Genomic DNA, 14929 nt, shown 5'->3' with positions numbered 1-14929 from the left:
TGTAAGAAGTCCTTATTTTAATAGTTCAATACACGATAAGTTGCCATGAATAGGAATATGTATAATCATTCCTATTCATGGATTGGCAAATACTATTTTCCGCCCATTGCGCTTGTGACCCCAATTATTTCTATTTGTCGCTTCTCCTCATATAGGATGCGAATAGAATGGACATCAGATATAACGGATGTTGGTAATGTCCAAAGGGGGATGAACACATCAAACTTCTGGTTGATTTCAATGTTAAAGGTTTGATAGGAGGCCGTTTGTCCATCACGATTAGTTAATTCCACTATAAAGCCATCCGCTGATATCGGATCAAATACTTTTATAATAAGATAATGAAACAACTGAAGATCTTGTCCCTCTGCAAATTGAATGTCTGTCTGACCTGGATGCGAGTGTCTTATTTGCATTTGTAACGTTTTTTCAAACTGAACTGCTTGAGACTTCCCGATGCCATTCGTTTGTTTCATTAATCGCTCATGATCTCTAATAAACTTCTCATATAGCGGCTTTTTAGTTTTCCTATCCATATGATAGATTCCCATCGTTTGATAGAACTCATTGTGATTGACATACCAATCAAAAGCCGACCAATAATCAATACCAGCAATATAACCATTTTGATTGATGAGTCCTTCTGGGGTTACTGTTGCCTTTTCCAATAAGGCCTGCTGGACATGTTGATAAACTTCGACTTGTTTTTGTAAGAGACTATTATCAGCGTTGCTCCATAATCCATATTCTGTATTGATAATTGGCTTATTAGGCCATCTAAGGTGAGCTTTTTCTATAAAATTCCTTGTTCCCTCATAAGGCGTACTGCCATGAAAAATCCCAAAATACATCGTCCAGCCTGCTACATCTAATGGTTCCATTGAGTCATCGTGAGCTCCTGGCTGATCCGCTGCAGCGCTCTGGGTGATAAGTCTTTTATCATCATACGTACTTCTAACCTCATGGACTAAATTCTCATTATATTTTTTTCGTAATGAAACATCCTTTGATTCATTTTGTGTACTCCACATAATAATGGAAGGGCGGTTAAAGTTGGAAAAGATCATTTCTCGCCACATTTGGTAAGAGATGCCTCGCTCTTCCTGAATTTGGTAATGATGTGTTTCAAATTGCCAAAGTGGAATTTCACCCATAGCTGTGAGCCCAAGACGATCGAGTAGAATAAAGGTATAAATATGGTTAGGATAATGACCTGTTCTTACCATATTGACGGATAACTTCTCAATCTTTAAAAAGTCACTTTTTATCCGATCCCAGCTGGCCGTTCGGCCGTAGCCAGGCCACTCTTCATGCCTTGCGACACCTGCTAAGAAAATCGGTTCATCATTTAAATGGATATGGGTTTTTTCAGTCACGATTCTTCTAACACCAAATTGCGTATAAAAGGAATCTATTTCCCGCTCATTTTCGTAAAGTTCGGTCGCAAATACATATAAATGGGGTGCTCGAATACTCCAAACTTTAGGATTGTGGATGGATAGTTCAAACGAAACGACTTTTACCTCATGAGGGGCCAATTGAATCGTTTGTCTGGGCAATCCCTCAACCTTTGTCTTTTGTCCACAAATGCTTTTCGCGCTTGGATCTGTAAGCCAATTTGTATGAGTAAAATCTGTTTCATAGATTGAAAAGGAAGGGGAAATCGTTTTCGCCTCATTCCCTTTATTTTCTAATATGACCGTTACATCTACGGTCCCCATTGTGTCTTTTGGGACAATATCTGCTCTCACGACTTGAACACTGTCGGTCGCTTCGAGAAATATATCCTGGATGATTCCCGTATAATTAAAGAAATCATTATTCACAGCAGGAACAATATCATCTCGTGTTGTCCAAGGTGGATTATCAATCCTAATCGCAATCAGATTTTCTCCTGGTTGGAGGAAAGATGTCACATCAAAGGAAAAGGGAGTATATCCACCTTCGTGATAGCCAACATATTGACCATTTACCCAGAAATCACCCACATAAGAAAGGCCTAAACATTTTAATGTTATTTCCTTTTCCGTCCACTCATCATTAAGTGTAAAAACCTTGCGATACCATACACCATTTTCATATGTTTCGGCGCCATTGATTTCTGCTTTGCCTGTTAAGTTATTTTCAGGTAAGGGAATGGTATGCGTTTCCCAGCTTGAATCATCAAAGTCTCGTGTGGGAATGCCTAGGCTCTCTTTTTCTGTTTTGGCGATCCAATCGTCATCACGATATGTCATCGTCCAGTCATGGTCAGCTGCAAAACGTTGCTTTTGCCACTTTCCTGAAAGTGAGAAAATTTGTCGTTGTTGTGGTTCAAATGATGGATAGGGCATTCCATTTTGGAAAGGAATTGCTTTTCCATCAATCTTTTGAAAAGTAAATGTCGATTGTAAAGTACCTATGTTGTCCATTTTTTTCTCCTTTATGTCTAAAAAACTCATTTCTAGTATATGAATAAAGAATCTAGGAGGGATGGACCATCCTTGATTCGGTTTAAAACTTACTCCCAGCCTAATTTCTCTTTGTTTTCTTGCATTTTTTCATTGCGGATTTTGACAATCGCATCAAAGTTATTCTCATCTAAAAACTTTTTATAGCTATCAAGGGTTTTATTAAACTCGTTTTCGTCTTTAGCTGTTAATAGATTCGCAAGGGTTGATGCCCATCTAGATTTAATATTTACGAGATTACGGGCTTCGGCTGTCCCTTGATCAGGGTCAATATTGGCTAGTATAAAATATTCGGGTGATAAATATGGTTCTGCCCATTTTCTGATTTGAACAATTGATTCTGGTGGGTCATTCTCACCCTTTTCCAATTCAAAACTATCATGTCCAAAAAACCAGAATTCGCCCATGCGATATTTCTTTTTAAATTCCTCTGGGTTTTCATCCTTCATTTTTTTCACTTCTGGAAGTAAAACTGCTTTTCCATTTTCATTAAATTCAAAGGTTTCTCCTTCTACTCCAAAGGTTGTCAAATATTGGCCTTTTTCACTCAATAAATAGGTGTACAGTTGAATCGCTTTCGCTGGATCTTTTACATCTTTCGAAATATAGGTAACAGACCAACCTGATGGTCCCGCTTGTTCTAGCATTGGCTCGTTTCCGATGCTCGGCCCATCGATGGCAATATACTTACTATCTGGATTTGCCTCATAATTACGTTGCAAAAACCCGGATAATTGCGCAATGCCTCCAGTCAAAACGCTAGCGTATTTTCCACTCGCGATATTTTCTTCAAAAACGGTATTGTCATCAGAAAAGTTATCTTCACTTATATACCCTTTTTTAAATGCTTCATTGAACGTTTTAATCCAGTCTAAATAATCTTCATCTAGGTTACGGTCATACCACTGTCCATCTTCTGTTTGAAGAGGAATTCCCAAATAAGCTTGTAATGTTCCGCTGAGCGAGCTTGCATCACCTTCAGATGCAAATCCCTTAAAGGCAAAAGGGGTTACTTCTGGGAATTTTTCTTTTATCTCTCCTAATGCAGACAGTAAACCGTCTGGTGTTGACATATCCGGTTCCCCAATTGCCTCATAAATATCCTTTTTGATGAGGAATCCATCGTTTCCATGGACTAAGCCTTTTTCATAGTCTTCGGTTGTATTGGAGAAACTAGGGTACCCATATGATTTCCCTTCACTTAATTGGTACCAATCTAAAGTTTGTTCTTGGGCGACTTTGTAAAAATAAGGATCATATTTGTCTGCTAACTCTTGCAAAGGTAAAGCCCATGATTCGGCCCTTTTCGCAACATCTGAATTTCCATCAAAGATTGTAATAAGATCGGGGATTTTTTTTCCAGCAAAAAGGGTGTTCAGTTTTTCGTCATCCCCTTTTATAAATTTCACATCTAATTTCAAGTCTTCTTTTAATGTTCTTGTTATCGGGTCATTTCCATACTCCGTATTAAACCAATCGCCGTTAACATACCAAGTTAATTCGGTCTCTTCCTGCGGATCCAATTCCCAAGCAGGTGTATCTTCATCTAGTTCATATCTAGCGTCTTCCAATTTTGCCGTTTTTTGTGTCTTCTCACCACCATTTGAACAAGCAGCAAGTCCGATTACGAAGGCAACTAAGATAAATGCCCATTTTCCATTCATAAGGCTAAGTCTATTTCTCATTTTATTTTCCTCCCTTGTTTTTCTTCACCTAAATGCGCAAAGTATCTCACACCTGATTATGTTTTATGTTTTTCTCACCTCCTCGTATACGAAGGCGGATACTTATTCTTTCACAGCTCCAATCATAATGCCCGACATAAAATATTTTTGTAAAAACGGATACACCATAACAATCGGAATTGTAGCGATTACAATAGTTGCAAGTTGAACAGATTGTGAAGTTGTTGGGATTACGACTGAGGCCGTAACATTTTGCATATTAGCCGCTTCTTGTTGGACAATGATTTCATAAAGCTTCATTTGAATCGGATAGAGTGCCTCACTGCTAATATAGAGCTTGGCAGTCATATAATCATTCCACTGAAAGACCCCATTAAATAGGGCGATTGTTGCTAAGACTGGCATCGAAAGTGGGAGTATAATTCGTAAAAATATCTTCCATACTCCGGCCCCGTCCATTTTTGCCGCTTCTTCCATGGAATCAGGTATTTCCCTAAAGAAGTTCATCATAATGATCATGTCATAATAACTAAATAGAGAAGGGATAATATAAACCCAAAAGCTATCTAATAACCCTAGAGATCTGATCAATAAATAAGTTGGGATCATCCCACCGCTAAAGAAAAGCGTTCCTATCCCTAAGGCCGTGTAGATGTTTCTTCCGAAAATATTACTTTTACTCATTCCATACGCTACCATCGCTGTAAAAAATACGTGGGTGAGAACTCCGAGAACAGTTTTTAAGACAGAGATAATAAAAGAGCGCCAAATCGTTTCATCATTAAACACCAATTTATAGCTTTCGAACGAAAACTCTTTTGGCCAAATTCTCAATCCAGAATCTGCTAGCGCATCCAAACTACTAAAAGATTGAACAACAATATTCCATATTGGGTAAAAGATAATTACGGTAAATAAACTTAGTAATGTGATATTGACAATATTGAAAATCCTATCTTCAACAACTTCATTCCTCTTTTTAGCCAAAACAATCACTCCCTTTCCTAAAATACGGATTTATTATCATTTAGCCTTTTAGTAACCGCATGCGTTATTAAAACCAGAAGTAAGGAGATGACGGAAATGGCTAGTCCAACAGCAGTTGCATATGAAAAGTCCCCTTGTGCCAACCCAATTTTAAAGACATATGAATTAATGACTTCAGCTTTAGAGGAGTTTAATGGATTTATCAAGACTAAAGTTTGGTCTAAATTGGAATCCAGAATACCGCCTACCGCTAAGATAAACATTAAAATAATGATGAACTTCATATTTGGTAACGTCACATGCCAAATTTGTTGTAACTTAGTAGCCCCGTCCATTTTAGCGGCCTCATAATAAGATGGGTCAATGCCGGCCATAGTAGCTAAGTAAAGGATCGTCCCCCAACCAACGCTTTTCCACACTTCAGAAAGTGAAGCGATTGCCCAATAATTATTGGGATTGACTAAAAAGTTTCGCGGTTGATCCATGATTCCCAGATTGACTAGCAGCGTGCTCAATAACCCAGTAGTTGAGAGCCAGCTGATTAACATCCCACCTAGAACGACCCATGAGAGGAAGTGAGGGAGGTAAGAAATCGTTTGAACGATTTTTTTAAACTTGCCATCCTTTAATTCAAAAATCATAATCGCTAGAATAATAGGTGAGATAAAACCAATCAATAGTTTGATAAAGCTAATAGCCAATGTATTGACAACAGCCTCCCAAAAGAATTTGTCCGTAAAGGCGATTTTAAAATTTTCTAAACCAACCCAAGGTGCTGAACTGATCGTGTCCGTTACAGAGAAACTTTTAAAAGCAATAATCAATCCGTAGATCGGTAGATACCCAAAGATAATCATAAAAATGACACCTGGTAGAACCATCAACTGTAATGGAAGCTCATTTTTAAGTCTCCCTAATAGGGTCTTATTCCCCACGTGAAAACCTCCTTTATATATTTTTCTTTACTAAAAACGTTTTTATTTTAAAAAAGTAAATATAAAAACGTTTTTATTTAGTTGAATCGTGTTCAATATACTTATTAAGTTGCATAGGGAAGCTTTTTTAGGAATGAGAAGTTAATCGTCTATTAGATGAGCATGAATTTCTGATGATTAATTCACCATCTAATTTATCCAACTTTCCTGTATCCTTGTTTGTAATCATATTTAGTAATCTTTCTACTGCTTTAACACCTTGCTTCACAATCGGGTTTCTGACGGTTGTTATGCCGTTGTTAAAATAAGCACTTAACTCAATATCATCAAAACCTATTACAGTTATATCTTGTGGTACGGCATATCCTTCAGATTGTAATGCTTTGATACAACCAATAGCACTGAGGTCGTTGGCGGCAAAAAAGGCATCTGGTAATTCCTTTCCACTTCGAATAAATTGTTTAACTTCATTAAATGTCGTCTCCTCTTCAAATAATCCATACAAACAATTATTTTCATCCACCGATAGGCCTGCTTTTTCTAAAGTGTTTTGGAAACCTCTAAATCTCTCTTTATCATCGTATTGATCTTCTACACCATGTATATAGCCTATTTTTTTGTGCCCAAGTTGTAGCAAATGGCGAGCCACCATCTCTCCGCCTTTATAGGATGAGAACACAACACTAGAGATATATTTTCCTATTTTTTCTCGATCAAGAAAGACTAACGGAATCATTGAGTTTTCCAATAAATCTAGATTATCCTCGGTAAGCCATTCGTTTAGCAGTATGGCACCATCTACTTTCCTGCCCATGATATTATTAATTGTTGCACTTTCATTTTTAGTGATAAATACACTTAAATCATATCCATATTTTTCACATTCATTTGCTATTGAATCCACTAAAGTTCCATAGTAGGGACCTTTTATACTTCTTAAAAATAAACCAAGTGTTTTAGTATTCTTAGCCTTTAAATTTTTACCATGTAAATTAGGAATATAATTCAGATCTTTTGCGACTTTTAATATATGTGCTTTTGTATCAGGATGGAGTACGTTTATATCATTTAGTGCATTAGAGACAGTAGAAATAGAAACATTCGCCTGCCTTGCAACATCCTTAATGGTTACTTTTTTTATAGCAATCACCTTCTTTTAAAAATAAAAACGTTTTTATTATGGCTAATGTACCACTTCACATTTCAAATGTCAACGCATACATATGAAATATAATTGTGCTTTTAATCTTTCGAAAGAAGGTTTAAGATTTTTGTTCTATCATTTGACTTTGACTTTTGTAATATAAATAAAAGGAGCAATAAGCTAGACAGGACCCCGCACCTAAAAAAATGAGAGTACTAGCTACTTTTATACTGATATATATAATAATGAAACTGCTAGCGGCAATACCAATCGTATGGATTGGACTACCTACAGATAGTAGAAAGGAGTTTCTTAATGTAGTAGAAAACTTTAAATCTACATGCACCGTATTAGAGAAAAAATGCATAATCAAGACAAAGATGAACACTCCGACAAAGAGGAAAATATAAAATAATGGAGAGCTTGCCTCCGTGAAATAGAAGTAATCAACCACTAGAATAGCGCTAAGTGGAGCAATAATCACTCCTCCCAATAAGCTTCTAACATAATTCTCCCGATAATATTTCCAAAATGAATGTAGAATTCGTATATCCGTGTTACCCATAATCCATTGGCGAACAACTCCAAACATGGCAGTAGTCGAGGGAAATAATAAAAATGGGATCAAGATAACAATCGTAAATATGTTAACAAGCAAATGATCAGCTGTTTCGGCAGCCAATACATTCAAAAAAAGAAACACAATAGGAATGTTCATTATCAACCAAATTGCATTGAGTGAAACAAATTTTATCACCCATAAGGAAAAACTATACAACCCCTTAATGAAACCACTTGTTCCCATGCCTTTTCACCACCTTATTGTAGGACTTTTTATGGAGCTAACTTTATCATGTTGCATAGGGAAATTCAACTAGAATTTCTAGCGCTTACTTAAATTCATTCATAAAGGAAAAATCAAATTGAAAAAGAAACCGAGATAATCAGGAGGTGACTGGAAGTTTTTTAGTGTAATCAAAAAGTAACTGTCTGGCACTCTCTGATTTGGAGATGGAATCTTAGTTTGCACGATAAAAAGACTGTAGACCTACCTATTTGTCTACAGTCTCTAGTTCATTGCATTTATTCCCGATTGGTTTAGGGGGAGGATGTTTTAGTCCGGGTAAAGCGATAAGATGTCGCGAATCCCAATCAGTGGGGATAAGGAAAAAACAGCTGATTGAAAAAATTCACAGTGTCATTTTTTACCAAACTTGTTGAACATCCTTTTATAATACTTCTAATTTCACTTCAATATTCCCTCTAGTAGCCTTCGAATAAGGACAGAATTGGTGGGCCTTTTCAACTAAGTCTTCTAGCTTGTCCCTTTCAATATCTGTTCCTTTCACTTGCAGGGTAACAGCCAGTTTGAAGCCTTGGTCTGCCTCGTCTTTTAATAGGCTTACATTGGCAGTAACTTCTGAAGAGAACTTGACATGTTCCTTGCTAGCGACTAATTGTAAGGCACCGTCAAAGCAAGCAGCATATCCAGCTGCAAATAGTTGTTCAGGATTTGTCGATTGGTCTAATTCTTTGGCTCTAGCACTTCCTGGCTGGGCTGTATCAAATTGAAGGACGTTATCAGATGAATGGACGTGACCTTCGCGCCCTCCTGTAGCGGTTGCTGTAGATGTAAATAATACATCTGACATGAAACATCAACTCCTTAATTAATTACTCTATTTTTTATTTACCCTATGCATGTTCTTTTATGCATAAGGACTCTATTTTTTATGAAACAAATCGTCTTCGACTTTAGGTTCTCCACATCACTTTCCCGTATAGAGCGAATTGTATTGGAATCTATGACTTTTATGGTAATATTTTCATAGTGAATTATAACCATAAGAAGGAGAGTTTCAATTGGATAAAAGGCAGTGGATCATGATGGTAAGTGGAGTAGCAATTCTGCTTCTAGCGGTTTTGGGGATTACCTACTTCTTAAAGATAGGGGGAGATACAGCACAATCTTCATTTTTCAAAACAGCAGAAGTAGAGAGCAGTGAGATGGGGACAACCTTTCAATACTTTGTTAATTTAGAAGATGATGAAACATTTGAACTATATCTACAGGCTTATGGAGGAAATAAGAATATAAAACAAAAGGTGAATGGTACATACGAGGTGGATGGGAAGAGTATAGAACTCCACTTCGAAACCATTGAGGAAAAAGTGTACGATAATCTAGATCGGTATAAAAAGAATATTGTTTCGGATATTAGTCGTGTTAGCGTTCATGATGATCCTCCTACCTTCACCCATCCTATATCCTATCAATTATTATATGATGAAGATCAAATGTTCATTATAAGAGATAATAAATTGATAGAAATGGAGCAGACAGAAAAATTGCCAGAGTGGGAGGAAGAAATAGAATTAGTTGACTATTCAGATTTGAAAAAGGAAGATAGAGAACGAATAACGATCCGTCTTGTGTTTGAACGGTTTGATCCTGCAGACATAGAAACTTTTGCAGAACCAACGCATCACAGTCCAGTCAATGCACACTTGCAAATTGTCAATAATAGTGATTACCACATAAGAATTAAACCAAGCCAAGTTTCATTAGCTGGAATAGATGAACATATATTCATTAACGGTAATTATGATAACTCGGATTATGTTCTCACTGTTCCAAAAGGGGAAACAGAAATGATTGAGGATATATATACGGATGAACAATTTGATTTCTTTTCCAGAATGGAACTGATTTACGTTTTAAATAGTGATGGTACATCCGGAGGAGCAAATTACGATTCACTAGGTGAACAAGTAACAGATCCCGTTTTCCGTGAGTAGAATATGTGGTCTGAAACAGAAGGGAATGGTGGGCTTTATTAAAATCACAATTAGCAGATCAACTAAAAGAATCTAAGCAACAAGAGGCAACGCAGCAGTTTGTGGCGGAACTCCGCGAAGTTGCAAGACGTCACGATTAACTTAAAAGTTGCCAAAGTAAAAAACACTTGCTTTCTCGCTACGGTGGAGTTAGCAGGTGTTTCTTACTATCTCAAAAACAATTATGGATTGAAGAGAAATGTCTCTATTTCATATAGTTTTCAACTAATTCAAAGCATCTTTCTTCTGTAAGGTCGTTCTCAACCTTTACATATTCTAATTGTTCCATTGTCCCGCCTTCATATTTAAGAGAGGCTTCTTTTGCAGTATGATCTCGGTTATCTATCCATTCACGTTGTTCTTTTCTAAGTTGCTCCATCTCCTCTGCAGGAAGTTGCTTCTCTAAGGCTTTATAAATTTCATTTAACAATCCGTCCCAAATATCGTATGCATCTCCTTCTACTTTTTTCATAGCGATGGTAGTATCGTCTATAGGATTTTTCCGCATCTCTTCCACTTCGTTTTTCGCATCATTTAATTTCTGGAGATACTCTTCCTTCAGATTTGCTGTCGTATTAGCAGACAAGTCTTCTTCTTTTGTAGGTTCATTGTTAGATGGATCCACTTTTTCGTTTGCATTATTATCGTCCGTATCCGTATTGTCGGTGTTTGCATTATTGTCTATTGAATCTTCATCAGCAGAATTGTCCATTGTGTCTTGAGATGACTGATTCTCTTCAGACTGGTCTTCCAAAGCAGCATTGGATTCGTTAGATGAGCTCCCACAAGCTGCCAATAAAATAACGAGTATTAAAGACATCGTCATTAATATTTTTCTATTACTTTTCATCATCTAGCCCTCACTTTGTAATAAGATTCCTTATGTTGTTTTCCTAAAAATTCCTCATCAAACCATATTACTTTTAATTGCCACAAATGTAAAATAGGCTGTTTTGCAATTATTAAGGTTTAACTTCTGCTATTAAAAATAAGGACACGGGAGGAAGTCTAGTCGCATATGAGATTTATAGAGTTCTTTAAAAAGATTTTTAGCAGGAAATCGAAAGAGAGTGGTATCAGCAAGTTATCGCTACAAATGGTCAAAATCTAGGGTAATCTTTTGAAGATAAGTGGATAATTGTATATAATATATGTTGTTCAATATTTTATAGGATTGTGACTGGTAATGCAGGCAAAACCTAGGTAAGTAATGTATATGCAAGCCATATATGTACTTATTTAGGTTTTTATTTTGCGACACAAGTACTATGATTTTATTTCTAAAGGAGAATTTGATATGTTAGAGAGAGCATTCACAATAACAGATGAGACAGGTATTCATGCACGTCCAGCGACAAATTTAGTAAAGGCAGCTAGTCAATTTCAGTCAGAGATTACTCTCGAATATAAAGGGAGACCAGCCAATTTGAAATCGATTATGTCGATCATGGCTATGGGAGTTGGCAAGGATGCCGAGATTAAAGTGATCGCTGAGGGAACTGATGAAGAAGCGGCATTAAATCATATTGCCGACACATTAAAAAATGAGGGGTTGGTTGACTAATGAACGTACTTACGGGAATAGCTGCTTCAAGAGGAATAGCTATCGCGAAGGCCTATCGTTTAGTAGAACCAGATCTAACTTTTGAGAAGAAAACCGTATCCGATCCTACTGCAGAGGTGGACAGGCTCCAAGGGGCACTTGATACTTCCAAACAAGAGCTCGAATTGATTAAAAATCAGGCAGAGGCAGAGCTTGGGAAGGATAAAGCAGACATCTTTGAAGCGCATCTATTAGTGTTAAGCGATCCCGAATTGATTGCTTCTATTGAAGATAAAATCAATACGGAAAAGGTAAATGCGGAACAAGCTTTAAAAGATACAACAGATATGTTTATCACGATGTTTGAGCAAATGGATAATGAATATATGCGCGAGCGCGCAGCCGATATCCGCGATGTAACGAAACGGGTTTTATCCCATTTGCTTGGTGTCGAGATTGTTAATCCTAGTATGATTTCCGAAGAAGTTGTGGTTGTAGCTGAAGATTTAACACCTTCTGATACGGCGCAATTGAATCGTAAGTTTGTGAAGGGTTTTACAACGAATATTGGTGGTCGTACATCGCACTCCGCGATTATGGCGCGCTCGTTGGAAATTCCAGCTGTCGTTGGGACCAAAGAGGCGACGAAAAAAATTAATAATGGAGACATGCTGATTGTTGATGGTCTTCAAGGAGAAATCCATATTAATCCATCAACTGAAGTATTGGCTGAATACAAGGAAAAACAACAGCAGTTTGAGGCAGAGAAGGCAGAGCTCGCGAAGCTCGTCAATGAAAAATCTGTTTCTGCTGATGGACATCAAGTCGAGCTTGCGGCGAATATTGGGACACCGGATGATCTTGAAGGTGTGCTGCATAATGGCGCAGAAGCAGTTGGTTTGTACCGAACAGAATTCTTGTATATGGGCCGGACTGAGTTACCGACAGAAGAAGAACAGTTTGAATCTTATAAGAAAGTATTGGAAGGAATGGAAGGGAAAGCCGTAGTGGTAAGAACACTTGATATTGGTGGCGATAAAAATCTACCATATCTTGATTTACCAGAAGAAATGAATCCTTTCCTTGGTTTCCGAGCGATCAGATTATGTCTAGAGCAGCAGGATATTTTCCGTACGCAATTGCGGGCTTTATTGCGTGCAAGTGCTTATGGGAATTTGAAAATAATGTTCCCAATGATTGCGACGCTTGACGAATTTAGAGAAGCGAAACAGATCTTAGAGCAAGAGAAACAAAAATTAGTAAGTGAAGGTATCTCTGTTGCAGAGCATATTGAAACAGGGATTATGGTCGAAATTCCTTCAACAGCGGTAATGGCAGATCTTTTTGCGAAGGAAGTAGACTTCTTTAGTATTGGAACCAATGATTTAATTCAATATACGATGGCTGCCGATCGAATGAATGAACGAGTTTCCTATTTATATCAACCATATTCACCTGCTATTTTACGATTGGTCAAAATGGTCATTGATGCGGCTCACAAAGAAGGCAAATGGGCTGGAATGTGTGGCGAAATGGCTGGAGATGAATTAGCGATCCCGCTACTATTAGGTCTTGGTCTTGATGAATTTTCAATGAGCGCCACATCGATTTTGCGAGCTCGCGCGCAAATTGCGAAACTTTCCAAGCAAGAAATGGAAAACCTTGCAAAAGAAGCAATACAAATGAGTAACACAGCAGATGTACTAGAAGCTATGAAAAAGATTAACCAGTAAAAAAGGAAACGCCCGGGATCATAGCAATGTTGAATTGTCTTGGTTCCGGGTATTGTTTCGTGATGAATACAACACAATAATGAATGCCTGTGCCAGGTACTGATGCTATTATGAATAGTCTTGGTACCTGGCATTTTTTTCATATTTTTGAATAATCCTGGTGACTAATTGATAGGGGAGCGGGATGTTGGTCAATTTTCTCCACTCTTCCTTATTTACGTACATCCAATTCGACCTCAAGAGTTGCCGTAGGAGCGGTGAATCTTCAAATGGGTCCTACAGCCAGTTAATTTTATTTCACAACTTTCGACAAAAGGCGGATATCGCACGGACATTTTTGGGATATTAAAAACTAAACGGTTTCTATATAAAGTGGTGAGCTGTAATCATTGAACTGAATAACAATAGGTGATTGTTGCTGACAAGAACAAGGAGCTGACAGGATAAATGAAATTTAACAAGAAAAAAATCAACATTGTCGATATTCAACAAACGAGGAAAAGCGTATTTGCTACAGGGGTAGGAAACGCTATGGAATGGTTTGATTTTGGCTTGTATTCCTATTTAGCTGTTATTATTAGTCAAAACTTTTTTACTGCTGTTGAGAATGATGAGCTAAAATTAGTGTTCACTTTTGCAACATTTGCCATTGCTTTTTTAATGCGCCCATTGGGTGGTATTATATTTGGGAAAATCGGAGATAGATTAGGGAGAAAAATTGTTTTAACCGTTACGATTATTTTAATGGCTGTTTCCACATTACTAATCGGTTTATTACCTACATATGATCAAATCGGGATATGGGCACCTATCCTCTTATTAATAGCTAGAATTATTCAGGGTTTTTCAACTGGTGGTGATGTATTTGGCAAGTAAAAAATGTATGAAATGGCATTTAAAAATGCATGCCACTTACCGCCTCCAATTATTGCTGTATTAATGATTCTTTATAACGAAAACTCTCACCGTTAAATAGTAGTAAATGTGAATGATGAATAAGTCGATCAATCACAGCCTCTGTTAATATTGGATCCCCAAAAACATGATTCCATTGTCCAAATTGAAGGTTGGTAGTAATCACCAAGCTTTTGTTTTCATAACACATAGATATCACCTGAAACAATAACTCTGCACCTTCTTTGTGAAGAGGAATATAGCCTAGTTCATCTAATATAAGTAAATCCAGTCTTTCAAGCTGTTTAATCAGCCTGGGGAGGGAACCATTTTGGTTCGCCTCTATTAATTTATTTGCTAAAGATGCCAACGTAAAGAACTTCACTTTGGTGCCATACCTATGTATGGCATTTAAGCTAATTAATGTTGCCAAATAAGTTTTCCCTGTGCCGACTCCACCATATAAAATCAGATTTTCCTTTTCATGAATAAATTCCCCTTGGAGGATCTTATCACGATCAATCCCTTGAGGGATTTGAATATGTTCCCATTGAAAAGGTTGGTCGCCTGTCTTTGGTAATTGTGCTTGCTTTAGTAATAAGTTCACTTTTCTTTCCTCTCTATTTTCAACCTCCCTTTCAAATAATTGAAGAAGATAGTCATAATTATTTTCAGCTTTAATTTCATGGTAATGCTCTCTTATCCAACTTAACTTCAAGC

12 protein-coding genes and 1 pseudogene are annotated in these 14929 nt (G+C 37.2%); 4 read left to right on the top strand and 9 right to left on the bottom strand.

The features are described 5' to 3' along the window. Nucleotides 1-92 precede the first annotated feature (92 nt). From KI363_RS13040 to KI363_RS13010, 7 genes are all read right to left on the bottom strand, one after another. On the bottom strand, nt 93-2411 hold the full coding sequence (locus KI363_RS13040) for a glycoside hydrolase family 2 TIM barrel-domain containing protein (protein ID WP_212966574.1): 2319 nt from the start codon (nt 2409-2411) through the stop codon (nt 93-95). Between the two features lie 89 nt (nt 2412-2500). After that, nucleotides 2501-4135: a type 2 periplasmic-binding domain-containing protein gene (locus KI363_RS13035; protein ID WP_212966573.1), complete on the bottom strand. Its 1635-nt coding sequence runs from the start codon at nt 4133-4135 to the stop codon at nt 2501-2503. Between the two features lie 102 nt (nt 4136-4237). Further along, nucleotides 4238-5122 carry a carbohydrate ABC transporter permease gene (locus KI363_RS13030; protein ID WP_212966572.1) on the bottom strand — a complete coding sequence of 295 codons (885 nt, stop codon included), beginning with the start codon at nt 5120-5122 and terminating at the stop codon, nt 4238-4240. A 17-nt stretch (nt 5123-5139) separates the two neighbouring features. Then, complete coding sequence (locus KI363_RS13025) at nt 5140-6057, bottom strand: ABC transporter permease (RefSeq protein WP_306345174.1); 918 nt, start codon at nt 6055-6057, stop codon at nt 5140-5142. A gap of 127 nt (nt 6058-6184) precedes the next feature. Further along, nucleotides 6185-7207: a LacI family DNA-binding transcriptional regulator gene (locus KI363_RS13020; RefSeq protein WP_246516863.1), complete on the bottom strand. Its 1023-nt coding sequence runs from the start codon at nt 7205-7207 to the stop codon at nt 6185-6187. Nucleotides 7208-7319: 112 nt separating this feature from the next. Next, nucleotides 7320-8006 carry a YesL family protein gene (locus KI363_RS13015; RefSeq protein WP_212966571.1) on the bottom strand — a complete coding sequence of 229 codons (687 nt, stop codon included), beginning with the start codon at nt 8004-8006 and terminating at the stop codon, nt 7320-7322. A 424-nt stretch (nt 8007-8430) separates the two neighbouring features. After that, nucleotides 8431-8853 (bottom strand): organic hydroperoxide resistance protein, encoded by a 423-nt coding sequence (locus KI363_RS13010; protein ID WP_158321515.1) that lies wholly within the window; start codon nt 8851-8853, stop codon nt 8431-8433. Nucleotides 8854-9064: 211 nt separating this feature from the next. Between KI363_RS13010 and KI363_RS13005 the strand changes: the two genes are divergently transcribed. Then, nucleotides 9065-10000 (top strand): hypothetical protein, encoded by a 936-nt coding sequence (locus KI363_RS13005; RefSeq protein WP_212966570.1) that lies wholly within the window; start codon nt 9065-9067, stop codon nt 9998-10000. A 244-nt stretch (nt 10001-10244) separates the two neighbouring features. Here KI363_RS13005 and KI363_RS13000 read toward each other — a convergent pair whose 3' ends face one another. Beyond that, complete coding sequence (locus KI363_RS13000; RefSeq protein WP_212966569.1) at nt 10245-10889, bottom strand: lysozyme inhibitor LprI family protein; 645 nt, start codon at nt 10887-10889, stop codon at nt 10245-10247. A 447-nt stretch (nt 10890-11336) separates the two neighbouring features. On the opposite strand from KI363_RS13000, the gene KI363_RS12995 reads away from it, so the two are divergent. From KI363_RS12995 to KI363_RS12985, 3 genes and pseudogenes are all read left to right on the top strand, one after another. Continuing rightward, complete coding sequence (locus KI363_RS12995; protein ID WP_158321512.1) at nt 11337-11603, top strand: phosphocarrier protein HPr; 267 nt, start codon at nt 11337-11339, stop codon at nt 11601-11603. Then, the gene (gene ptsP, locus KI363_RS12990; RefSeq protein ID WP_212966568.1) at nt 11603-13315 is read left to right on the top strand and encodes a phosphoenolpyruvate--protein phosphotransferase; all 1713 of its coding nucleotides are present in this window, start codon (nt 11603-11605) and stop codon (nt 13313-13315) included. Before KI363_RS12995 ends, ptsP begins: the two co-directional genes overlap by 1 nt. Nucleotides 13316-13762: 447 nt before the next feature. Next, nucleotides 13763-14185 (top strand): annotated as a pseudogene (locus KI363_RS12985) (MFS transporter); the annotation flags it as partial. Nucleotides 14186-14240: 55 nt separating this feature from the next. Here KI363_RS12985 and istB read toward each other — a convergent pair. After that, entirely contained in the window at nt 14241-14927 is a 687-nt protein-coding gene (gene istB / locus KI363_RS12980; protein ID WP_246516862.1) for an IS21-like element helper ATPase IstB, read from the bottom strand. Between the last annotated feature and the right edge of the window lie 2 nt (nt 14928-14929).

The organism is Lederbergia ruris (assembly GCF_018332955.1).
Classification (GTDB): Bacteria; Bacillota; Bacilli; order Bacillales; family Bacillaceae_C; genus Lederbergia; species Lederbergia ruris.
The sequence above is the reverse complement of the archived record's forward strand: the minus strand, read 5'-3'. Positions and strand labels throughout refer to the sequence as shown.

What these genes read in the sequence shown, in the direction of transcription:
- ptsP (WP_212966568.1), top strand. Translation starts at nt 11,603, where the DNA reads ATGAACGTACTTACGGGAATAGCTGCTTCAAGAGGAATAGCTATCGCG.
- KI363_RS13040 (WP_212966574.1), bottom strand. Translation starts at nt 2,411, where the DNA reads ATGGACAACATAGGTACTTTACAATCGACATTTACTTTTCAAAAGATT.
- KI363_RS13010 (WP_158321515.1), bottom strand. Translation starts at nt 8,853, where the DNA reads ATGTCAGATGTATTATTTACATCTACAGCAACCGCTACAGGAGGGCGC.
- KI363_RS13035 (WP_212966573.1), bottom strand. Translation starts at nt 4,135, where the DNA reads ATGAGAAATAGACTTAGCCTTATGAATGGAAAATGGGCATTTATCTTA.
- KI363_RS13015 (WP_212966571.1), bottom strand. Translation starts at nt 8,006, where the DNA reads ATGGGAACAAGTGGTTTCATTAAGGGGTTGTATAGTTTTTCCTTATGG.
- KI363_RS12995 (WP_158321512.1), top strand. Translation starts at nt 11,337, where the DNA reads ATGTTAGAGAGAGCATTCACAATAACAGATGAGACAGGTATTCATGCA.
- KI363_RS13000 (WP_212966569.1), bottom strand. Translation starts at nt 10,889, where the DNA reads ATGAAAAGTAATAGAAAAATATTAATGACGATGTCTTTAATACTCGTT.